At 55.7% G+C, this 22,577-nt stretch carries 20 protein-coding genes; 17 read left to right on the top strand and 3 right to left on the bottom strand.

Translation table 11 applies throughout. The features are described from left to right. Positions 1-41 precede the first annotated feature (41 nt). From KDX37_RS25950 to KDX37_RS25960, 3 genes are all read right to left on the bottom strand, one after another. The gene (locus KDX37_RS25950; RefSeq protein WP_231656023.1) at positions 42-2,489 is read right to left on the bottom strand and encodes a TonB-dependent siderophore receptor; all 2,448 of its coding nucleotides are present in this window, start codon (positions 2,487-2,489) and stop codon (positions 42-44) included. A 106-nt stretch (positions 2,490-2,595) separates the two neighbouring features. Beyond that, positions 2,596-3,543 (bottom strand): FecR domain-containing protein, encoded by a 948-nt coding sequence (locus KDX37_RS25955; protein WP_231656025.1) that lies wholly within the window; start codon positions 3,541-3,543, stop codon positions 2,596-2,598. After that, positions 3,543-4,049 carry a sigma-70 family RNA polymerase sigma factor gene (locus KDX37_RS25960; protein ID WP_231656027.1) on the bottom strand — a complete coding sequence of 169 codons (507 nt, stop codon included), beginning with the start codon at positions 4,047-4,049 and terminating at the stop codon, positions 3,543-3,545. Before KDX37_RS25960 ends, KDX37_RS25955 begins: the two co-directional genes overlap by 1 nt. Before the next feature lie 556 nt (positions 4,050-4,605). Between KDX37_RS25960 and mnmG the strand changes: the two genes are divergently transcribed. From mnmG to KDX37_RS26045, 17 genes are all read left to right on the top strand, one after another. Next, positions 4,606-6,498 (top strand): tRNA uridine-5-carboxymethylaminomethyl(34) synthesis enzyme MnmG, encoded by a 1,893-nt coding sequence (gene mnmG / locus KDX37_RS25965; protein ID WP_231656029.1) that lies wholly within the window; start codon positions 4,606-4,608, stop codon positions 6,496-6,498. Continuing rightward, positions 6,495-7,139, top strand: a complete 645-nt coding sequence (gene rsmG / locus KDX37_RS25970) for a 16S rRNA (guanine(527)-N(7))-methyltransferase RsmG (protein WP_231656031.1) — start codon at positions 6,495-6,497, stop codon at positions 7,137-7,139. The genes mnmG and rsmG overlap by 4 nt, the downstream gene beginning before the upstream one ends. Before the next feature lie 18 nt (positions 7,140-7,157). After that, positions 7,158-7,949 carry a ParA family protein gene (locus KDX37_RS25975; RefSeq protein ID WP_231656033.1) on the top strand — a complete coding sequence of 264 codons (792 nt, stop codon included), beginning with the start codon at positions 7,158-7,160 and terminating at the stop codon, positions 7,947-7,949. Positions 7,950-7,958: 9 nt separating this feature from the next. Then, positions 7,959-8,831 carry a ParB/RepB/Spo0J family partition protein gene (locus tag KDX37_RS25980; RefSeq protein ID WP_231656035.1) on the top strand — a complete coding sequence of 291 codons (873 nt, stop codon included), beginning with the start codon at positions 7,959-7,961 and terminating at the stop codon, positions 8,829-8,831. 146 nt (positions 8,832-8,977) lie between these two features. Then, entirely contained in the window at positions 8,978-9,385 is a 408-nt protein-coding gene (locus tag KDX37_RS25985; protein ID WP_231656036.1) for a F0F1 ATP synthase subunit I, read from the top strand. A gap of 16 nt (positions 9,386-9,401) precedes the next feature. Next, complete coding sequence (gene atpB / locus KDX37_RS25990; RefSeq protein WP_231656038.1) at positions 9,402-10,271, top strand: F0F1 ATP synthase subunit A; 870 nt, start codon at positions 9,402-9,404, stop codon at positions 10,269-10,271. A 138-nt stretch (positions 10,272-10,409) separates the two neighbouring features. Next, positions 10,410-10,667, top strand: a complete 258-nt coding sequence (gene atpE / locus KDX37_RS25995; protein ID WP_002555987.1) for a F0F1 ATP synthase subunit C — start codon at positions 10,410-10,412, stop codon at positions 10,665-10,667. 57 nt (positions 10,668-10,724) lie between these two features. Further along, a complete protein-coding gene (locus tag KDX37_RS26000; RefSeq protein ID WP_004882440.1) occupies positions 10,725-11,195 on the top strand; it encodes a F0F1 ATP synthase subunit B in 471 nt (156 codons plus the stop codon). A gap of 12 nt (positions 11,196-11,207) precedes the next feature. Next, positions 11,208-11,744, top strand: a complete 537-nt coding sequence (locus tag KDX37_RS26005) for a F0F1 ATP synthase subunit delta (RefSeq protein WP_231656040.1) — start codon at positions 11,208-11,210, stop codon at positions 11,742-11,744. A 21-nt stretch (positions 11,745-11,765) separates the two neighbouring features. Next, a complete protein-coding gene (gene atpA / locus KDX37_RS26010; RefSeq protein WP_231656042.1) occupies positions 11,766-13,310 on the top strand; it encodes a F0F1 ATP synthase subunit alpha in 1,545 nt (514 codons plus the stop codon). A 50-nt stretch (positions 13,311-13,360) separates the two neighbouring features. Continuing rightward, complete coding sequence (gene atpG / locus KDX37_RS26015) at positions 13,361-14,221, top strand: F0F1 ATP synthase subunit gamma (RefSeq protein WP_231656044.1); 861 nt, start codon at positions 13,361-13,363, stop codon at positions 14,219-14,221. Between the two features lie 27 nt (positions 14,222-14,248). After that, a complete protein-coding gene (gene atpD / locus KDX37_RS26020) occupies positions 14,249-15,628 on the top strand; it encodes a F0F1 ATP synthase subunit beta (protein ID WP_231656046.1) in 1,380 nt (459 codons plus the stop codon). A gap of 44 nt (positions 15,629-15,672) precedes the next feature. Beyond that, positions 15,673-16,098, top strand: coding sequence for a F0F1 ATP synthase subunit epsilon (locus KDX37_RS26025; RefSeq protein ID WP_004882435.1), 426 nt, complete (start codon positions 15,673-15,675; stop codon positions 16,096-16,098). A 112-nt stretch (positions 16,099-16,210) separates the two neighbouring features. Next, positions 16,211-17,578: a bifunctional UDP-N-acetylglucosamine diphosphorylase/glucosamine-1-phosphate N-acetyltransferase GlmU gene (glmU, locus tag KDX37_RS26030; RefSeq protein ID WP_231656048.1), complete on the top strand. Its 1,368-nt coding sequence runs from the start codon at positions 16,211-16,213 to the stop codon at positions 17,576-17,578. Between the two features lie 447 nt (positions 17,579-18,025). Continuing rightward, positions 18,026-18,793 (top strand): DeoR/GlpR family DNA-binding transcription regulator, encoded by a 768-nt coding sequence (locus KDX37_RS26035; protein WP_231656050.1) that lies wholly within the window; start codon positions 18,026-18,028, stop codon positions 18,791-18,793. Between the two features lie 9 nt (positions 18,794-18,802). Then, positions 18,803-20,638, top strand: a complete 1,836-nt coding sequence (gene glmS / locus KDX37_RS26040) for a glutamine--fructose-6-phosphate transaminase (isomerizing) (protein ID WP_231656052.1) — start codon at positions 18,803-18,805, stop codon at positions 20,636-20,638. Between the two features lie 373 nt (positions 20,639-21,011). Beyond that, entirely contained in the window at positions 21,012-22,085 is a 1,074-nt protein-coding gene (locus KDX37_RS26045; RefSeq protein ID WP_231656054.1) for a PIN domain-containing protein, read from the top strand. Positions 22,086-22,577 lie beyond the last annotated feature (492 nt).

Genomic DNA, 22,577 nt, shown 5'->3' on the forward strand with positions numbered 1-22,577 from the left:
CCTGTTGGAGAGGGCGCAAGACGCGCCCTTTCCATATTTCCTTACCAGTTGTAAGAAACCGTCCCCAGCAAGGTCCGGCTGTCCCCCCAATAGCAGCGACCGGCATCATTGCAGCCTGCGACGTATTCCTTGTCGAACAGGTTCTTGGCGTTTACGTCCAGCGACCAGTTTTTATCGATCTGGTAACCGACTGCCGCATCCACCAGCGTCACATCCCCAGCATCCAGTTTTCCGTAGAGCGCATTGGGTGTGTACGCGAACGTACTGTCGAAATAGCGTACACCGCCGCCTACGTAAAACGCACCGAGAGGGCCGTCCAGAAACCGGTATTTGGCCCAGAGCGAGGCCTGATTGCGCGGTACGCCGGTGATCTGATGGCCTTCGATCAGAGAGCCAGGCGCATCCTTGGTCACTCGCGCGTCGGTGTACGAATACGCAGCTGTCAGGCTCAGATGACGATTGATATCGCTATTGATCTCGAGCTCTGCCCCCTTGGAACGACTTTCACCCACTTGGCGATAGGTCGATGTGGTGGCGTCGAGGTAAGTGTCATCCTGTTTGCGCAGGTCGTAAACCGAGGCCGTGATCGAGGTATTCCAGCCTGCGGGTTCATATTTCAAACCCACTTCATATTGCGAGCTGGTGATTGGGTCCAGGGGCGCACCGCCATTGGAGATCTGCTGCACCGGGACAAACGCCGTCGAGTAGCTGACATACGGAGTGATGCCGTTGTCGAACTGGTACATGACGCCGCCCTGATAGGTGAACTTGCGGTCACTCATCTCCAGGTCGCTCACAGGCGCCAGCTTGTTGCGGAAATCGCTGCCGACCCAGTCCTGACGGCCTCCGAGCAGGAATATCCACTGGTCATAGCGGCTTTGCAGTTGCAGGTAGACGCCTTGCATCTGTTGCTCAAGCAAGGTGTTCTGGACTGCGATGGAGGTCACAGGATCACGGCTGTAAACCGGATCGTAGATATTGATCTGACCTGCAAACCCCGCGTCCCAATCCTGACTGAACGAAGTGCGGTCATGGCTGGCGCCGAACAGAACGGTGTTCTCGAACCCGCCGGTCTGGAATTTACCTTCTAATTGGTTATCCAGCGAGTACACCATGGACTTGTTATAGCGATCATAAGCTGTGACGTTGAGCAGGTTGCCGAAGCCAGCATTATTGAGACTGCCAGGCCAGGTTTCGTGACGGGTAATGCGCGATTGCATGTACCGGGAGTTCTGACGGAACTGCCAATCTTCATTGAAGCTGTGGATAAATTCGTAACCCAGGCTCCAGGTTTCACGCTCGAAGGTATTCCAGTCTGGCACACCGAGCATGGTGTCCTTATCCAGCTTGCCGCCGGGGTTGTGCAGCAACGTGCCGGCCGCAGGCAGTCCCAGCTCCATGTTGGTGTGGTCTTTCTGATAATTGCTCAGCAGGGTCAACGAGTTGTAGTCGTCGAAATTCAAGGTCAGGGAGGGCGCTATGTATACCCGATCATCCGGCACGTGATCGACCTGTGTATCAGCATTTCGGCCCAGCATGACAACGCGGCCCTGAATATTGCCTTCGTCATTCAGAGGGCCAGAGATATCCACAGCCAACTGGCGTCTGTTGTTTGACCCATAGCTCAGTTGCAGCTCGCCGCGCGGGGTTGCAGTTGGGCGTTTACTGACCAGATTTACCAGACCGCCTGGCGCGTTCTCGCCGTACAGAATCGAAGACGGACCGCGGAACACTTCCACGCGTTCAAGACCGTAGGTTTCGGACGTGGTGTCATAGCGGTTGCCCTGCACGCGCAGCCCGTCGCGCATAAGTCCGTAGCCATAATCTGTTGCGTTGAAACCCCTGATGAAAAACAGGTCGCCAGCCAGACTGTCGCCTGCAGCAAAGGGCGGGGCGAAGATTCCAGGTACATAGCCCAATACTTCCGTGAGGGTCTGGGCTTTTTGATCGTTGATGCGCTGGCTCGTGACAACTGAAACAGAACGCGGTGTTTCAGCCAGCGACGTACTTGTTTTGGTGCCGGCACGGCTGCGTTCAGCTTTGTAACCGGCGTCGCCAAGGCTGTCTTGAGCGAAACTGTCCGGGCGAGTGCTGCTGATAGTCGTATCGCCCAATATCATGGAGCCGCTGGCGGGTATTGCCTGCAAGGTATAGCTGCCGGGACCCTGATTCACGATCTGCAGGCCCGAGCCTTTGAGCAACACAGCGAAACCTTGATCGACCGAATAATTTCCCTGCAGCCCCGGCGAACTGAGCCTGGCAGTTTGGGAGGGAGAAAATGACAGGGTGACATTTGCCGCAGAGGCGAACTGGCTCAGCGCATCATCGAGCGGGCCAGCGGCTATGGCGTAACGTTGCGTCACCGTGTCAGCAACAGCATTGCCTGCGATCAGCGGGCTTATGACTGTGGCACCCAATAACAGATGACAAGAGAGGCAATGCCGAAAAAAATGCTGACGAAGATGAAGCGGAATGGATGCTGGTCGCATTGTTGTAAGCCCTGAGAGTAGCCATTAGCCGCGTTATCGCGATTATCTGTAGGGCCGTTTCACATTTAAAAAAGATAACCCTGTGGGTAACTATTTTTGTGCACAGCTATCCGGAATGTCTGACGGACACCCAATAGCGAGTGAAGTAATGGACACGTATAGGCAGCGAAGCCTGCAAATTGACCAACACAGAATCCATAGAGTCGAGGCGAAAGGTGCCCGACACACGTAAATCGGCTGCCCGTTCATCACACTGCATGATGCCAGGACGATAGCGAGCCAGCTCATCCACCACGTCACCCAGCCGCGCATCGAGAACAATCAGTTGCCCTGCAGACCACGCCACTTGGGTCTGGCGGAAGGATCCAATAGTCCCAACGTGATGAATGTCAAAGTCTGCGCTTTGCCCAGCGTTCAACACAGAGTATTTATCCACAGCCCGATCCGGCTGAATGCTGACCTGATCCTCTAATACACCGACATGCGTACGACCTGTCTGCTGGCGAACCGAGAAGCAGGTGCCAAGTGCTTGAACGCGTCCCTCGTGGCTCTCGACAAAAAAAGGCCGTGGATCACCTTGTTTGCCAGTACGGATCAGTATTTCTCCAGCACGCAGGCGGACGAGGCGCTGCTGAGGGTCGAATTGAACGTCGACAGCGGTATCCGTGTTGAGATCGAGCTGAGTCCCGTCCACCAGCTCAATGTGGCGACGTTGTCCTGTGCGTGTGTGGTAATCCGCCCAGACATTACCGATGCTGGTGTTGCGTTGAACGCTCCAACCGGCATAGCCAAGCACAGGCAGCAACGCCAACAATTTGAGCATCTGGCGACGCCGCTGTGTGTCGGAAAGCGCTCGCCGAGTCAGGTCCTTGGGCATCCCGCCGATGCTGCGCTGCAACTGCTCCATCTGATTCCAGGCCATCTGATGCGCAGGATCGCTGTTGAGCCAGCTTGACCAGGCCCGCTGCTGGGACGGCGTCGGTGCTTCGGACTGAAACTGGACATACCAGTAGGCGGCTGTCTCGAACACCTTTCTGTCTGGTTGCATGGCCATCAGAGAGAGGTCATCAGTATCGAGCACTCAGTCAAAGCCCGGACCATGTGCTTCTTCACCGTGGTCAGTGAAAGATCAAGCGTTGTGGCGACCTGTTGATAAGTCATCCCGTCTACCTGGCTCATCATGAAAATACGTTGTGCGCGCGGGCCAAGACTTGCCAGAGTTTTATCCACAGCGATCAACGTTTCAATGATCAAAGCCTTTTCTTCTTCGCTGATTGCCGTCACTTCGGGCCGCGAAGACAGCGTCTCGAGGTAGGCCAGTTCTATTGCACGACGACGGTATCGATCAATAACCAGACCGCGCGCAACCGTGGCCAGGTAATGCCGTGGCTCTCTGATAGCAGCGTCACTGCGAGCGCTCAACAGGCGCACAAACGTGTCATGGGCAATGTCTGCGGCATCGCACGCGCTGGAGAGTCTGCTTCTTAGCCAGCTCTGGAGCCAGGAATGATGCTCCTGATAAATCACTTCGACCGCAGCCGTATGAGGTTGAGAGGACATGAAGACAGGGTCGAGTTAATGATAATAGCTATTATTAGCTTTTGTTGACGCCCGCGACAATAGCGTTTGTCTGTGGATTTACCACTGACCGACGCTTGTTTTGATAGGGCGACCGGCACCAATAAACGCTCATTCGGAGAAAAAAGAGTGCGAAAGATCGTTTTTTCTCGAAATAAGCCCTGTGCATAACCCCGCCTCAGCTCGGTTGATAACCGGGGTTGAAAACTGAAGATAACCTGCCCTGTGGACAAGTAGCACTTTAATCCACAGGCTCAAGGCGGTTATCCAAGCCCCTTATTGGCACATGACCACAGACTTTAAAATCTCTGTACACATTGAATATATTGGTCTGTAGAGATCTATCCACAGAAAGGCGGCTCAGTAAGAATAAACATAAAAACAAGGCTTTATAAACTTTCTTTCCTTTTTATTTTCTTTATCTGAGAGTTTTCCACAGCTGGTTAAATTTTGTGCAACGGGTTTCATTCAGGTGGGGTAAGTCCCTATACTTGTCAGCTATCCCAATTTCCCATCGACAACAGGCACGAGGTGCGTGGTGGATTTCCCTTCCCGTTTTGAAGTGATCGTCATCGGTGGCGGTCATGCCGGTACCGAGGCCGCACTTGCGTCGGCACGCATGGGTGTCAAAACCCTGCTGTTGACGCATAACGTGGAAACACTCGGCCAAATGAGCTGCAACCCCGCTATCGGTGGCATCGGCAAGAGCCATCTGGTCAAGGAAATCGATGCCCTTGGCGGCGCGATGGCAATGGCCACCGATAAGGGCGGTATTCAGTTTCGCGTGTTGAACAGCCGCAAAGGCCCTGCTGTGCGGGCAACCCGTGCCCAGGCGGACCGTGTGCTGTACAAGGCAGCTATCCGTGAAACGCTGGAAAACCAGCCGAATCTGTGGATATTTCAACAAGCGTGCGATGACCTGATTGTTGAACAGGATCAAGTCAAAGGCGTGGTCACACAGATGGGTCTGCGTTTCATGGCCGATGCTGTCGTACTGACCACTGGTACGTTCCTGGGCGGACTTATCCACATCGGCATGCAGAATTATTCGGGCGGGCGAGCGGGCGATCCGCCGTCTATCTCGCTTGCACATCGACTGCGTGAGTTGCCGTTACGGGTAGGCCGACTGAAAACCGGGACACCGCCGCGTATCGATGGGCGTTCTGTGGATTTTTCGGTCATGACCGAGCAACCGGGCGACACACCCATCCCGGTCATGTCGTTCCTGGGCTCCAGGGAACAACATCCGCGGCAGGTCAGTTGCTGGATCACACACACCAACGCCCGCACACATGAAATCATTGCGTCCAACCTTGATCGGTCGCCGATGTATTCAGGTGTGATCGAAGGTATCGGCCCGCGTTACTGCCCGTCGATCGAAGACAAGATTCATCGTTTTGCCGACAAGGAAAGCCATCAGGTCTTCATCGAGCCCGAAGGCCTGACCACGCACGAGCTGTACCCGAACGGTATTTCCACATCGCTGCCCTTCGACGTGCAGTTGCAGATTGTCCGCTCGATTCGCGGGATGGAAAACGCTCACATCGTGCGTCCTGGCTATGCCATCGAATATGACTATTTCGACCCGCGTGATCTGAAGTACAGCCTGGAAACCAAAGTCATTGGCGGTCTGTTCTTCGCAGGTCAGATCAATGGCACCACCGGTTACGAAGAAGCAGGCGCACAAGGTTTACTGGCCGGAACCAACGCAGCACTTCGTGCACAGGGCAAGGACAGCTGGTGCCCCCGTCGCGATGAAGCGTACATAGGTGTGCTGGTCGACGACTTGATTACACTCGGTACCCAAGAGCCTTACCGGATGTTCACTTCCCGGGCCGAATACCGACTGATCCTGCGTGAAGACAACGCTGATTTGCGTCTGACCGAAAAAGGCCGCGAGCTGGGCCTGGTCGACGATGCACGTTGGGCTGCGTTCTGCACCAAGCGCGAGAACATCGAACTCGAAGAGCAACGGCTGAAAAGCACCTGGGTTCGCCCGGGAACCGAGCAAGGTGATGCAATTGCCGCGCATTTTGGTACGCCGCTGACTCACGAATACAATCTGCTCAACCTGCTGACCCGGCCGGAAGTCGATTACACCAGCCTGATCGCAATCACGGGGCAGGGCTGCAGCGACCCGCAAGTGTCTGAGCAGGTCGAGATCAAGACCAAATACGCCGGTTACATCGATCGTCAGCAAGACGAAATCGCCAGGCTGCGTGCCAGCGAAGATACCCGCCTGCCAGAAGACATCGACTACGCCGGCATTTCCGGCCTGTCGAAAGAAATTCAAGGCAAGCTGGGGATAACTCGTCCTGAAACCCTGGGCCAGGCTTCGCGCATCCCGGGCGTCACACCCGCGGCGATTTCGCTGTTGATGATTCATCTGAAAAAACGCGGCGCGGGCCGTCAGTTGGAGCAAAGCGCTTGAGTTCTATGGTCACCCCGCAACACGCCCAAGAGTTATCCACCGGCGCCCGGGATTTGGGTATCGAACTGACTCAGGTTCAGCACGATCAGCTGCTGGCCTACCTGGCCCTGTTGATAAAATGGAACAAGGCCTACAACCTGACCGCTGTACGCAACCCCGACGAGATGGTTTCCCGACATCTGCTCGACAGCCTCAGCGTGGTGCCCTTCATCGAAGGCGCACGCTGGATGGACGTCGGCAGCGGTGGAGGAATGCCCGGTATACCGATGGCCATCATGTTTCCGGACATGAAAGTCACGCTTCTGGACAGCAACGGCAAGAAAACCCGCTTCCAGACCCAGGTCAAACTGGAGCTGAAACTGGACAACCTTGAAGTTATCCACAGCCGGGCGGAAGCGTATCAGCCTGAGGTACCGTTCAACGGAATCATTTCCCGTGCGTTCAGCAGTCTGGAAGACTTCGCTGGATGGACTCGCCATATGGGCGACACCGATACACGCTGGCTGGCGATGAAAGGGCTGCATCCTGCTGATGAGCTGGTAGCATTGCCCACAGATTTTCACCTCGATAGCGCACAAGCCTTGACCGTTCCAGGTTGCCAAGGCCAACGCCATCTGCTGATACTGCGCCGCACGGCATGACTGGGAACACAAGCAATAATGGCTAAGGTATTCGCGATAGCGAACCAAAAAGGTGGGGTAGGCAAGACCACCACGTGCATCAACCTCGCCGCGTCTCTGGTTGCGACCAAGCGACGGGTGCTGCTGATCGATCTCGACCCTCAGGGCAACGCGACGATGGGCAGCGGTGTGGATAAACACAATCTGGAAAACTCGGTCTATGACCTGCTGATCGGTGAATGCGATCTGGCAGAGGCCATGCAGTTTTCCGAACATGGCGGATATCAGCTGCTCCCGGCCAACCGCGACCTGACGGCCGGCGAAGTCGTTCTGCTGGAAATGCAGATGAAAGAGAGCCGCCTGCGCAATGCGCTGGCGCCGATCCGTGAAAACTACGATTACATTCTCATCGACTGCCCACCGTCGCTGTCGATGCTGACGCTCAACGCTCTGGTCGCCTCCGATGGGGTGATTATCCCCATGCAGTGCGAGTACTTTGCACTCGAGGGCCTGAGTGACCTTGTGGATAACATCAAGCGTATTGGCGAATTGCTCAATCCGCAGCTGAAGATCGAAGGGCTGCTGCGTACGATGTATGATCCGCGGCTGAGCCTGATCAACGATGTGTCGGCGCAGCTCAAGGAACACTTCGGCGAGCAGCTGTATGACACCGTGATCCCGAGAAACATCAGGCTGGCCGAAGCGCCGAGTTTCGGCATGCCGGTTCTGGCGTATGACAAATCGTCGCGTGGCGCCTTGGCGTATCTGGCGTTGGCCAGTGAACTGGTCCGTCGTCAACGTCGCGGTGCGAAAGCCGCTCAGCCAACCTAAGGAATTCCCATGGCCGTCAAGAAACGAGGTCTCGGACGTGGGTTGGACGCACTTCTGAGCAGTCCAACCGTCAGTTCGCTGGAAGAGCAGGCCGTCAAGGCCCCGCCGCGCGAGTTGCAGCATGTGCCGCTGGACCTGATCCAGCGCGGCAAGTATCAGCCGCGCCGTGACATGGATCCGCAAGCACTCGAAGAGCTGGCCCAGTCGATCAAGGCTCAGGGTGTGATGCAGCCGATCGTGGTCCGTCCGATCGGTGATAACCGGTTTGAGATCATTGCCGGTGAACGTCGCTGGCGTGCCAGCCAGCAGGCCGGCGTTGAAACCATTCCGGCCATGGTTCGTGATGTTCCGGACGAAACCGCGATCGCGATGGCGTTGATCGAGAACATCCAGCGCGAAGATCTCAATCCGATCGAAGAAGCCATGGCGTTGCAGCGTTTGCAGCAGGAGTTCCAGCTGACCCAGCAGCAGGTTGCTGACGCCGTTGGCAAGTCTCGGGTGAGCGTGGCCAACCTGTTACGTCTGATCGCATTGCCTGAAGTGATCAAGACCATGCTGTCCCATGGCGATCTCGAAATGGGCCATGCACGTGCATTGCTCGGTCTGGCGGAAGATCGTCAGGTTGAAGGAGCGCGACACGTTGTCGCACGTGGTCTGACCGTGCGTCAGACCGAAGCACTGGTCAGGCAGTGGCTCAGTGGCAAGGAAGCGACTGCCGAGCCTGTCAAAACCGATCCGGACATCAGTCGGCTCGAACAGCGTCTGGCCGAGCGTCTGGGCTCTGCGGTGCAGATTCGTCATGGGCAGAAGGGAAAGGGTCAGTTGGTGATCCGTTATAACTCGCTCGACGAGCTTCAAGGTGTGCTCGCACACATCAGCTGAAACAATTGCTCTGTAGCGTATAGTCGGAAATCACTACCCGACTGTTGAATAGGGGCTGAACCGCCCCTATACTCTGCGCGCATTTTGTCGGCACAAATTATGCCAAGTTATTGATTATGGCGACCGACACGAGAGGAGCAGTTGTGATGGAATCCCGCATGCCAGACCGCTTGCCGTTCCATCGTCTGGCGGTTTTTCCGATTTTGCTGGCTCAATTGATTGTCCTGCTCATAGCCGCATTGGCGCTGTGGCAGTGGCACGGAGTCGTAGCCGGATACTCGGGTCTCTGCGGAGGCCTGATAGCATGGCTGCCCAATTTATACTTTGCTCACAAGGCATTCCGGTTTTCCGGGGCCAGAGCAGCGCAAGCCATTGTCCGGTCTTTTTATGCCGGCGAGGCTGGCAAACTGATTTTTACGGCAGTGCTTTTCGCATTGACGTTTGCAGGTGTGAAGCCATTGGCGCCGCTGGCTGTATTCGGCGTGTTCATGTTGATCCAGGTGGTCAATTGGTTCGCTCCCCTGCTTACGAGAACAAGACTTTCGAGACCTTAGGGCGTTTGAGGCAACCATGGCAGAGCAAACAGCTTCGGGCTATATCCAGCACCACTTGCAGAACCTGACATTCGGGCACCTGCCCAATGGCGAATGGGGCTTTGCCCACACCGCAGCAGAGGCCAAGGAAATGGGCTTCTGGGCTTTCCACGTCGATACCCTCGGCTGGTCGGTTGCGTTGGGTCTGATTTTCGTTCTGATTTTCCGCATGGCGGCGAAGAAGGCAACTTCCGGTCAGCCAGGCGCCCTGCAGAACTTCGTTGAAGTTCTGGTCGAGTTCGTCGACGGCAGCGTGAAAGACAGTTTCCACGGCCGCAGCGCGGTTATCGCGCCGCTGGCCCTGACCATTTTCGTCTGGGTATTCCTGATGAACGCGGTCGACCTGGTACCGGTCGACTGGATTCCTCAGCTGGCGATGATGATCTCGGGCGACGAGCACATTCCGTTCCGTGCCGTTCCGACCACTGATCCAAACGCAACGCTGGGCATGGCGCTCTCCGTATTCGCGCTGATCATTTTCTACAGCATCAAGGTCAAGGGCATCGGCGGCTTCATCGGCGAACTGACCCTGCACCCGTTCGGCAGCAAGAACCTGTTTGTTCAGGCGCTGTTGATCCCGGTCAACTTCCTGCTTGAGTTCGTGACACTGATCGCCAAGCCGATTTCTCTGGCACTGCGTCTGTTCGGCAACATGTATGCTGGCGAGCTGGTCTTCATCCTGATTGCCGTCATGTTCGGCAGCGGTCTGCTCTGGCTGAGCGGGCTGGGTGTGGTTCTTCAATGGGCGTGGGCTGTGTTCCACATCCTGATCATCACCCTGCAAGCGTTCATCTTCATGATGCTGACCATCGTCTACCTGTCGATGGCTCACGAAGATAACCATTGAGGTCCGCCTTCGGGCGTATCTGATGACCGTTGCACCAACGGTGCGACGGTGCCCGCAAGGGCTGATGTACAAACGATTTTGTTTTACCGCTTCAATTAATAAAACCTAACCAATACGACGTAAAAGTCGGGAGGAAAGATGGAAACTGTAGTTGGTCTAACCGCTATCGCTGTTGCACTGTTGATCGGCCTGGGCGCACTGGGTACTGCAATCGGTTTCGGCCTGTTGGGCGGTAAGTTCCTGGAAGGCGCAGCGCGTCAGCCAGAAATGGTTCCAATGCTGCAAGTTAAAATGTTCATCGTTGCGGGCCTGCTCGACGCCGTGACCATGATCGGTGTTGGTATCGCTCTGTTCTTCACCTTTGCGAACCCCTTCGTTGGTCAACTCGCTGGCTGATCACTCGAATTTTCGAGTTGATTGGTGTGATGGACAACGAACGAGCGAGGTGTTGGCGTGAACATTAATGCAACCCTGATTGGCCAGTCCGTTGCGTTCTTCATTTTTGTGCTGTTCTGCATGAAGTTCGTGTGGCCTCCGGTCATCGCGGCTTTGCACGAACGTCAGAAGAAGATCGCGGATGGACTGGACGCTGCTTCCCGAGCAGCTCGCGACCTGGAGCTGGCCCAAGACAAAGTGGGTCAACAACTGCGCGAAGCTAAGGCTCAAGCAGCTGAAATCATTGAGCAAGCCAAGAAACGCGGTACTCAGATTGTCGACGAAGCCCGTGAACAGGCTCGCGTTGAAGCTGACCGTGTGAAGGCTCAGGCTCAGGCCGAGATCGAGCAGGAACTGAACGGTGTCAAAGACGCCCTGCGCGCCCAATTGGGTAGCCTGGCAGTCAATGGTGCTGAGAAGATCCTGGGTGCCACAATCGATCAAAACGCGCACGCGGAGCTGGTTAACAAACTGGCTGCTGAAATTTAAGCGAGGGCGATCATGGCAGAACTGACCACGTTGGCCCGACCTTACGCTAAGGCGGCCTTCGAGCACGCGCAGGCCCACCAGCAACTGGCCAATTGGTCAGCCATGCTCGGCCTGGCTGCTGCGGTGTCGCAAGACGACACCATGCAGCGCATGCTCAAGGCCCCGCGACTGACGAGCGCACAAAAGGCCACCACTTTTATTGAAGTGTGTGGCGACAAGTTCGATGCCAAGGCACAGAATTTCATTCACGTCGTTGCTGAAAACGACCGTCTCCCGCTTCTGCCGGAGATCGCCGACCTGTTCGACCTGTACAAGGCCGAGCAGGAAAAATCGGTCGATGTGGATGTCACCAGTGCTTTCGCATTGAACCAAGAACAGCAAGACAAACTCGCCAAGGTTCTCAGTGCACGGCTCGGCCGGGAAGTGCGCCTGCATGCTGCGGAGGATGCCACCCTTATCGGTGGTGTCGTAATCCGCGCCGGCGACCTGGTTATCGATGGCTCAGTTCGCGGCAAAATCGCGAAACTAGCCGAAGCATTGAAATCTTGAGTTTGAAGGGGCAGCAGAGCAATGCAGCAACTCAATCCTTCCGAAATAAGTGAAATCATCAAGGGTCGCATCGAGAAGCTCGATGTAACCTCCCAAGCCCGTAACGAAGGCACAGTCGTCAGCGTGTCTGACGGTATCGTGCGGATTCACGGTCTGGCCGACGTAATGTACGGCGAGATGATCGAGTTTCCGGGCGGCGTCTACGGTATGGCGCTGAACCTTGAGCAAGACTCCGTGGGTGCCGTTGTACTGGGCGCTTACACGACTCTGGCTGAAGGCATGAGCGCCAAGTGCACTGGCCGCATCCTCGAAGTTCCGGTTGGTAAGGAACTGCTGGGTCGCGTAGTCGATGCACTGGGTAATCCAGTTGACGGCAAAGGTCCGCTGAACAACACCGAGACCGATGCGGTCGAGAAAGTTGCTCCAGGCGTGATCTGGCGTAAGTCGGTAGACCAGCCTGTACAGACTGGCTACAAGGCTGTCGATGCCATGATTCCTGTCGGCCGTGGCCAGCGTGAGCTGATCATCGGTGACCGTCAGATCGGTAAAACCGCTCTGGCCATCGACGCGATCATCAACCAGAAAAACAGCGGCATCTTCTGCGTCTACGTGGCAATTGGTCAGAAACAATCGACCATCGCCAACGTGGTTCGCAAACTTGAAGAAAACGGCGCGTTGGCTAACACCATCGTCGTGGCTGCCAGTGCTTCCGAATCCGCTGCGCTGCAGTTCCTTGCACCGTACTCGGGTTGCACCATGGGTGAGTTCTTCCGCGACCGCGGTGAAGACGCGCTGATCGTTTATGACGATCTGTCCAAGCAAGCAGTGGCTTACCGCCAGATTTCCCTGCTGCTTCGTCGTCCGCCAGGCCGTGAAGCCTACCCAGGTGACGTGTTCTATCTCCACTCCCGTCTGCTGGAGCGCGCATCGCGTGTTTCCGAAGAGTACGTAGAGAAGTTCACCAATGGCGCAGTGACCGGCAAAACCGGTTCCCTGACCGCACTGCCGATCATCGAAACCCAGGCTGGCGACGTTTCCGCGTTCGTTCCGACCAACGTGATTTCCATCACCGACGGTCAGATCTTCCTGGAATCGGCCATGTTCAACTCCGGCATCCGTCCGGCAGTGAACGCCGGTGTTTCGGTATCCCGTGTGGGTGGTGCCGCTCAGACCAAGATCATCAAGAAGCTTTCCGGTGGTATCCGTACCGCTCTGGCTCAGTACCGTGAACTGGCTGCATTCGCACAGTTCGCTTCTGACCTGGACGAGGCGACCCGCAAGCAACTTGAGCATGGTCAGCGCGTTACCGAGCTGATGAAGCAGAAGCAATACGCGCCGATGTCGATCGCTGACATGGCGCTGTCGCTGTATGCCGCTGAGCGTGGGTTCCTGACCGACATCGAAATCGCCAAGATTGGCAGCTTTGAACAAGCGCTGATTGCTTACTTCAACCGCGATCACGCCGATTTGATGGCGAAGATCAACGTGAAGGGTGACTTCAATGACGAAATCGATTCTGGCATGAAAGCCGGTATCGAGAAGTTCAAGGCCACCCAAACCTGGTAAGCCGCAGCGGGGGCCGCAAGGCTCCCGCTTGCTAACCTGATAGGTGTTACATGGCAGGCGCAAAAGAGATTCGCAGCAAGATTGCGAGCATCAAAAGCACGCAAAAGATCACCAGCGCCATGGAAAAAGTGGCGGTCAGCAAAATGCGCAAGGCTCAAATGCGCATGGCTGCTAGCCGTCCTTACGCGGAGCGCATCCGCCAGGTGATTGGTCATCTGGCCAACGCCAACCCGGAATACCGCCACCCGTTCATGATCGAGCGCGCTGTAAAGCGTGTCGGTTATGTCGTGGTGAGCAGTGACCGTGGTTTGTGCGGTGGCTTGAACACCAACCTGTTCAAGGCTCTGGTCAAGGACATGGCGGTAAACCGTGAAAACGGCGTAGAGATCGATTTGTGCGTGGTTGGCAGCAAAGGTGCGGCATTCTTCCGCAACTTCGGCGGTAACGTCGTCGCTGCGATCAGCCACTTGGGCGAAGAGCCGTCGATCAATGACTTGATCGGCAGCGTCAAGGTGATGCTGGATGCCTACCTGGATGGCCGTATTGATCGCCTGTCCGTGGTATCCAACAAGTTCATCAACACCATGACTCAGCAGCCAACAGTGGAACAGTTGATTCCGCTGGTGGCGACCCCGGATCAAGGGCTCAAGCACCACTGGGACTATCTCTACGAACCCGACGCCAAAGAGCTGCTGGACGGCTTGATGGTTCGCTACGTGGAATCGCAGGTGTACCAGGCGGTGGTCGAGAACAACGCAGCTGAACAAGCAGCGCGGATGATCGCGATGAAGAACGCCACAGACAACGCCGGTGATTTGATCAGCGATTTGCAGCTGATCTACAACAAGGCGCGTCAGGCAGCGATCACCCAAGAGATCTCGGAAATCGTCGGCGGCGCTGCCGCGGTTTAACGGTTCAAATATTAGAGGAACCAGCTAATGAGTAGCGGACGTATCGTTCAAATCATCGGCGCCGTGATCGACGTGGAATTCCCACGCGATAGCGTACCGAGTATCTACAACGCGCTGGAAGTTCAAAGCGCGGCAGCGACCACCCTCGAAGTTCAGCAGCAGCTGGGCGACGGCGTGGTTCGTACCATTGCGATGGGCTCCACCGAGGGCTTGAAGCGTGGTCTGGAAGTTACAGACTCTGGCGCAGCCATTTCCGTACCCGTCGGTAAAGCGACTCTGGGCCGGATCATGGACGTGCTGGGCAACCCGATCGACGAAGCTGGTCCGATTGCCACCGAAGAACGCTGGGGCATTCACCGTCCTGCGCCGTCCTTCGCTGAGCAAGCTGGCGGCAACGACCTGCTGGAAACCGGCATCAAGGTTATCGACCTGGTTTGCCCGTTCGCCAAAGGCGGTAAAGTCGGTCTGTTCGGTGGTGCCGGTGTCGGCAAGACCGTAAACATGATGGAACTGATCCGTAACATCGCCATCGAGCACAGCGGTTATTCCGTGTTCGCAGGTGTGGGTGAGCGTACTCGTGAGGGTAACGACTTCTACCACGAGATGAAGGACTCCAACGTTCTGGACAAAGTGGCACTGGTTTACGGTCAGATGAACGAGCCGCCGGGTAACCGTCTGCGCGTAGCACTGACCGGCCTGACCATGGCCGAGAAGTTCCGTGACGAAGGTAACGACGTTCTGTTGTTCGTCGACAACATCTACCGTTACACACTGGCCGGTACTGAAGTATCCGCACTGCTGGGCCGTATGCCTTCTGCAGTAGGTTACCAGCCGACTCTGGCTGAAGAGATGGGCACTCTGCAAGAGCGCATCACTTCCACCAAAAACGGTTCGATCACTTCCATCCAGGCGGTATACGTACCTGCGGATGACTTGACTGACCCGTCGCCAGCGACCACGTTTGCCCACTTGGACGCCACCGTCGTTCTGTCCCGTGACATCGCTTCCCTGGGTATCTACCCAGCGGTAGATCCACTGGATTCGACTTCGCGCCAGCTGGACCCGAACGTTATCGGCCAGGAACACTACGACACCGCTCGCGGCGTTCAGTACGTGTTGCAGCGCTACAAAGAGCTGAAAGACATCATCGCGATCCTGGGTATGGACGAGCTGTCGGAAACCGACAAACAGTTGGTTAACCGTGCTCGTAAGATCCAGCGCTTCCTGTCCCAGCCTTTCTTCGTGGCTGAAGTCTTCACCGGTGCTTCGGGTAAATACGTTTCCCTGAAAGACACCATTGCTGGCTTCAAAGGCATCCTCAACGGTGACTACGACCACCTGCCAGAACAAGCGTTCTACATGGTCGGCGGCATCGAAGAAGCGATCGAGAAAGCCAAGAAACTGTAATCCCGGCGCCCGGTAACGGGCGCTAATTAGGTTGAGGCAAGCAAATGGCTATGACAGTCCATTGCGACATCGTCAGCGCGGAAGGGGAAATCTTCTCCGGTCTGGTCGAGATGGTGATTGCGCACGGCAACCTGGGTGATATCGGTATCGCTCCAGGCCACGCGCCGCTGATCACTGATCTGAAGCCGGGCCCGATCCGCTTGATCAAGCAGGGTGGGGAAGCCGAGGTGTTTTACATCTCCGGTGGTTTCCTTGAGGTTCAGCCGAACATGGTCAAGGTGCTTGCCGACACTGTGCAACGTGCTGCCGACCTGGACGAAGCTTCTGCTCAGGCCGCCGTGAAGGCTGCCGAGAAGGCCCTGAACGAAAAAGGCGCGGATTTCGATTACGGATCTGCAACTGCTCGTCTGGCCGAGGCTGCAGCTCAGCTGCGCACCGTTCAGCAAATTCGCAAGAAGTTTGGCGGTTAACACCGTCGCTTCATTGCGCGATTGAGAAAAAGGGTAGCCTCGGCTACCCTTTTTCTTTTTTCAGAATTAGCCCGCCCCTGGCACTGGTTGCCGCTCAGTTGGTAGTCCTCTCATGTCTCTCGATATCGTAATTCTCGCGGCTGGCCAAGGAACCCGGATGCGTTCGGCCTTGCCCAAGGTTCTCCATCCCGTGGCTGGCAACTCCATGCTCGGCCATGTTATCCACAGCGCCCGCCAGTTATCCCCAGTGGGTATCCACGTGGTGATCGGCCACGGCGCGGATACCGTGCGTGAACGTCTTGCCGCCGATGACCTGAACTTCGTGATGCAGGAAAAGCAGTTGGGTACCGGTCATGCCGTAGCTCAGGCGCTGCCCGAGCTGACCGCTGATACCGTACTGATTCTGTATGGCGACGTGCCGCTCATCGAGGTTGAAACCCTTCAGCGTCTGCTCAAGCTTGTGACATCCGAGCAGTTGGGTCTGTTGACCGTCACTCTGGATGATCCGACAGGTTACGGCCGTATCGTCCGCGACGAGCAGCAGCGCGTGCGCGCAATCGTCGAGCACAAGGACACCAACGAAGCACAGAAGGCGATCACCGAGGGCAACACCGGAATCCTGGCGGTGCCTGGCAAGCGTCTCGCCGATTGGCTGGGTAGGCTGTCCAACAACAACGCTCAGGGTGAGTACTACCTGACCGATGTGATCGCAATGGCGGTCGACGACGGCCTGGTGGTTGCGACCGAGCAACCTCATGACGCGATGGAAGTGCAGGGCGTCAACGATCGCAAGCAGCTTTCCGATCTGGAGCGTCATTATCAGCTGCGCGAAGCGCGCAGGCTGATGGCAGCCGGTGTGACACTGCGCGACCCTTCACGCTTCGATGTGCGCGGTGAAGTGATCGTCGGACGAGACGTGCTGATCGACATCAACGTGATTCTCGAAGGCAAGGTCGTGATTGAGGACGACGTAATCATCGGGCCTAACTGCGTCATCAAGGACAGCACCCTGCGCAAAGGCGTTGTCGTGAAGGCCAACAGTCACATTGAAGGCGCGATCATGGGTGAGGGCAGTGACGCGGGTCCGTTCGCACGGTTGCGTCCTGGCAGCGTCCTGGGTGCCAACGCGCATGTGGGTAACTTTGTCGAGCTCAAGAACGCCAGGCTCGGTGAGGGCGTCAAGGCAGGGCACCTGACTTATCTCGGTGACACGGTTATCGGCGCGCGTACCAATATTGGTGCCGGCACCATCACCGTCAACTACGACGGCGCGAACAAGCACCAGACCGTGATCGGCGAAGACGTGTTCATTGGGTCGAACAATTCGTTGATTGCACCGGTGGAAATCGGCGATGGTTCGAACACCGCTGCCGGGTCGACCATCACGCAGAATGTGGATAAGTCACAGCTTGCTGTCGGTCGCGCGCGCCAGCGCAACATCGATGGCTGGAAACGTCCGGTCAAGGTCAAGAAGACCTGAGTTATCCACAACGACCCTTGACGAGGCTGGTTTTGGTTTGGCTGCCGAAATTGAGTACATCCGCTTCGAATGCATGGGCTGTTGATAAGTTTTCGTGAGCAAGCTCACTCCCACTGTGCGGTTAACGCACTGCCTGTGGGAATCAGCTTGCTGATGAAGAGGCCGGCCTATTTATCGTAACTTCTCGACTGGTCCCCCGCTTCGGAAGGCGTGGGCTGTTGATAAGTCTTGGTGAGCAAGCTCACTGCGCCCGTGCGGTAAACGCACTCCCCTGTGGGATCAGCACGTTCATCAAAATGTCTCTGCCATTCCACGCTACGCCAGCCAAACTATCCACAGCCCCAAAACAGCCCATTTCTCCATCCCGGCACAAAGAGGGCTTGACCAAAACTTTCTCATGAGTTTTGATTGCCTTCGTTATCTTCCGAATCGAAACTTAATACCTCCATGTCGAAACGTAATACGCCCCAACGCCGACACAATATTCTTGCCTTGCTCAATGAGCAGGGCGAGGTCAGTGTTGATGATCTGGCCAGACGTTTCGAAACGTCGGAAGTTACGATTCGAAAGGACCTCGCCTCGCTCGAAACCAGCGGCTTGTTACTGCGCCGCTACGGTGGTGCGGTTCCGTTGCCTCAAGAGCTTATCGCTGAAGCCAGCCAGCCGGTGTCGCGCTACAAGCAAGCGATTGCCCGGGCCGCTGTCCAAAGGATTCGTGAACATGCCCGGATCATCGTCGACAGTGGCAGTACCACAGCGGCGTTGATCCCTGAACTGGGCGCGCAGCCCGGCCTGGTGGTGATGACCAATTCGCTGCATGTAGCACGCGCCCTGACGGATCTGGAACACGAGCCGGTTCTGTTAATGACAGGTGGCACGTGGGACCCGCATTCCGAGTCGTTTCAGGGGCAGGTGGCCGAGCAGGTCCTGCGTTCCTACGACTTTGATCAATTGTTCATCGGCGCCGACGGGATCGATCTGACCCGCGGTACCACGACCTTCAATGAGCTGTTGGGCCTGAGCCGTGTGATGGCTGAGGTTGCGCGGGAAGTGGTGGTCATGGTCGAGGCCGACAAGGTCGGTCGCAAGATCCCTAATCTGGAACTGCCCTGGAGCAGCGTCCATACCCTTATTACTGATGATCGCCTGCCCCTTGAGGCGCGCGAACAGATACAAGCCCGTGGCATCAATCTGATTTGTGCTGCTGTCAGCTAGGAGAAAATCATGTGTGGAATTGTCGGTGCTGTCGCTGAGCGTAATATCACAGCCATCTTGCTGGAAGGTCTGAAGCGTCTCGAATACCGCGGCTATGACAGCGCAGGTGTAGCTGTTTTCAGCAACGAAGGCACCCTGGAGCGCCGCCGTCGCTCGGGTAAGGTCAGCGAGCTTGAACAAGCGCTGGCCGGCGAGCCGCTGATCGGTCGTCTGGGTATCGCTCACACTCGCTGGGCCACGCATGGTGCGCCGTGCGAGCGCAACGCACATCCGCACTTCTCGGCCAATGAGCTGGCAGTTGTCCACAACGGGATCATCGAAAACCACGAAGCGCTGCGCGAGCAGCTTAAAGCTCTGGGTTATGTGTTTGCTTCCGATACTGACACCGAAGTCATCGTTCACCTGCTTCACCACAAGCTCAAGAGCACGCCTGACCTGACCGTCGCCTTGAAAGCTGCCGTCAAAGAACTGCATGGTGCATATGGCCTGGCGGTGATCAGCGCAGCGCAGCCCGATCGTCTGCTGGCGGCCCGTAGCGGCAGTCCGCTGGTCATCGGCATGGGCCTGGGCGAAAACTTCCTGGCGTCTGACCAGTTGGCGTTGCGTCAGGTTACTGACCGCTTCATGTACCTTGAAGAAGGCGATATCGCCGAAATCCGTCGCGACAGCGTACAGATCTGGTCTGTGGACGGTCTGCCGGTCGAGCGCGAAGTCGTGCAATACCATGAAGGCGCCGAGGCTGCCGACAAGGGCGAATATCGCCACTTCATGCTCAAGGAAATTCACGAACAGCCCAAGGTGGTGCAGCGCACGCTCGAGGGCCGTCTGGGTCAGCAGCAAGTGCTGGTTCACGCTTTCGGTCCACAGGCTGCCGAGCTGTTTGCCAAAGTGCGCAACGTTCAGATCGTGGCGTGTGGCACCAGTTATCACGCCGGTATGGTGGCTCGTTACTGGCTCGAAGGTCTGGCGGGTATCCCGTGTCAGGTGGAAGTCGCCAGCGAGTTCCGCTATCGCAAAGTGGTCGTTCAGCCTGACACGCTGTTCGTTTCGATCTCGCAGTCCGGCGAAACTGCAGACACCCTGGCCGCGCTGCGCAACGCCAAGGAACTGGGCTTTCTCGCCAGCCTGGCTATCTGCAACGTCGGTATCAGCTCATTGGTACGCGAGTCCGACCTGACCCTGTTGACCCAGGCCGGACCGGAAATCGGTGTGGCGTCGACCAAAGCGTTCACCACGCAACTGGTCGCGCTGCTGCTGCTGACGCTGTCGCTGGGCCAGGTCAAAGGCTCGCTGGAGGAGGGCGTCGAAGCTACGCTGGTTGAGGAGCTGCGCCGCCTGCCGACCCGCCTGGGCGAAGCACTGGCCATGGATACTGTGGTCGAGAAAGTTGCCGAGCTGTTTGCCGAGAAGCATCACACACTGTTCCTCGGCCGTGGCGCGCAATTCCCGGTGGCGATGGAAGGTGCGCTCAAGCTCAAGGAGATCTCCTACATCCACGCCGAAGCCTACCCGGCGGGGGAACTCAAGCACGGTCCATTGGCGCTGGTCGATGCCGACATGCCAGTAGTAACCGTTGCGCCGAACAACGAGCTGCTCGAGAAGCTTAAATCCAACCTGCAGGAAGTTCGTGCACGGGGCGGTGAGCTGGTGGTATTCGCCGACGAACAGGCTGGCATGAAGAATGGCGAAGGCATCCACGTGATCGCCATGCCTCACATCATCGACGCACTGGCCCCGATTCTCTACACGCTCCCACTGCAGCTGCTGTCCTACTACGTCGCCGTGCTCAAAGGCACGGACGTTGATCAGCCGCGCAACTTGGCGAAGTCAGTGACGGTGGAGTGAATTATCCACAGGGATACAATGTGATATTTGTGAATTAAAGCTGTCGCTGGTCAACTGCGCGCGACCAGAGGTGGGGCTTCAAGTGATGTCGGATGCTGGGCTGCGATGAGCTCCGGGCATCTGGAGCTTATGGGGAGCAAGGCTGGACCCATGCTTTGTTTTTCAAAGGTTTCGGCCAATAGCAGTCATCCATTTCTAAAGAATTGGTGGATTATGCCAGCAGAGAGCAGGTGTGCTCGCAGAAGCTCTGCCCTTTGTGAGCCACTTGTTGTGAAGGCTACTCAGCAACCTCCTACTCAGCCGAGCGGTCACTATCGACTTTTTTTCGTGCCGGTGCGAAAGTAGCGCAAGGGACCTGAAGGAGTACAGGAAGATGCCGTTAGTAACGCGCAAGGTATTTATAGATACGGAATTCTTTGTCAAAGCAAATCTTGATTTCAACTCTAGTACAATAAAGTCCTTTGAAGAATTGTGCAGCAATAATCAACTGAACCACATCACTACCACAATCGTAGTTAATGAGGTGCAACGAAAGATTGTTGATCACATCAAAGACGCACTAAAAGGCATTAAGAATTTCCGGCGAAAAGCCGCCGTCCTTAAAGAGTATGATGACGAAAGTATAAAAAGCCTTTTTACGGAAATCAATGAAGGCGATCTAGAGGCAAAAGCGCTAAAAGCATTTTATGATTTTATTGAAGCTTCGAATGCTACTGTCGTTGACATGAGCCGCGTAGATGGAAATGAGATTATTGACATGTTCTTTAATCACGTCAGTCCATTTAGCACTCAAAAGCCTAACGAATTTCGTGATGCGTTCTCTCTCCTTGCTATACGCTCTGCTCTGGAAGTTCAGGAAAAGGTCTACGTTGTTTCGGCGGACCCTGACCACAAAGCATTTTGCGAGGCTAATGAGAGGTTCGTAAATATTGAAACTCTTAGTGGGCTGCTAGACATATATAATAAACACAACGACGATAGATCTCAGTTCGTTGAGCAGTTTTTGAACCTCAAGAAACAAGAAATCATAGGACAAATAAAGTCTCAGCTAGAAGACTCCGAAAGCTATAACTCGTCTACGTGGGAAGACGCTGAAGTAGATACTTTCGAAGTGGCTGAAATTGAGGATTTTGAACCTCAAATAGTTCATTTGGATGATGAAAGCTGCAAGGTCGTATTCGACGTAACTGTAAAGTTTCTAGTAAATGTCAGCGGCCCAGACACTGCGAATGGTCATTATGATAAGGAGGATGGCGTCCTCTACACGTTTGATTCTATTGACCGGCAAGAGGAAGAGGAAAAAGAATTTTCTATAGAGTTAGATTTGTCCTTTGAATCCGATGAAGGCGAATTCATTGATGATGAATTTGTTTTGCATGTAAAGGGCTTGGGTGGTGGCATCGAATTTGGTGTTGAAGAGTATCCGTGGGAAGACCCTAGGATGTGATTTAATCACATTGGCGAACCATGCGGAGTCCCCTGATACCGTGGTCGGACCTTCAAACTTGATTGTAAGCACTTAGAGATTTTCTAAATAGGCTACGCTATTCTCTGCGGTTTGCTGTAAGATTGCGCGCTCTAAGATTCAACAGCCACATTGATCACAGTAATCTAATGTAAGTTTAAGATGATACCGACAATTCAACCTGATGAAACTCTTCCTTCATTACTTCAGGATGGGAATTTTAGTGAGGTATCAGCCAAAGTGCGCGCATGCCCGGACGTCGATAAAGCGCTCAGCTTAGCCTTTGGGAAATCATAGGCGGCGACCGAGGCGTCAGTTTATGACGCGCTCCTGAGCTATGTTGGCAACCTTGTGACGGAAACCAGCGGGTGTTATATCGTAAGCGCTCCATAAACCCCACCTGGCAAAAGATAGGTAAAGCGCTTAGCTGTGAAGTCGAGGTTCGCAGTTCCACGGCAGCAAGGCTTCGTAATC

Source organism: Pseudomonas californiensis, from assembly GCF_021147775.1.
Classification (GTDB): Bacteria; Pseudomonadota; Gammaproteobacteria; order Pseudomonadales; family Pseudomonadaceae; genus Aquipseudomonas; species Aquipseudomonas californiensis.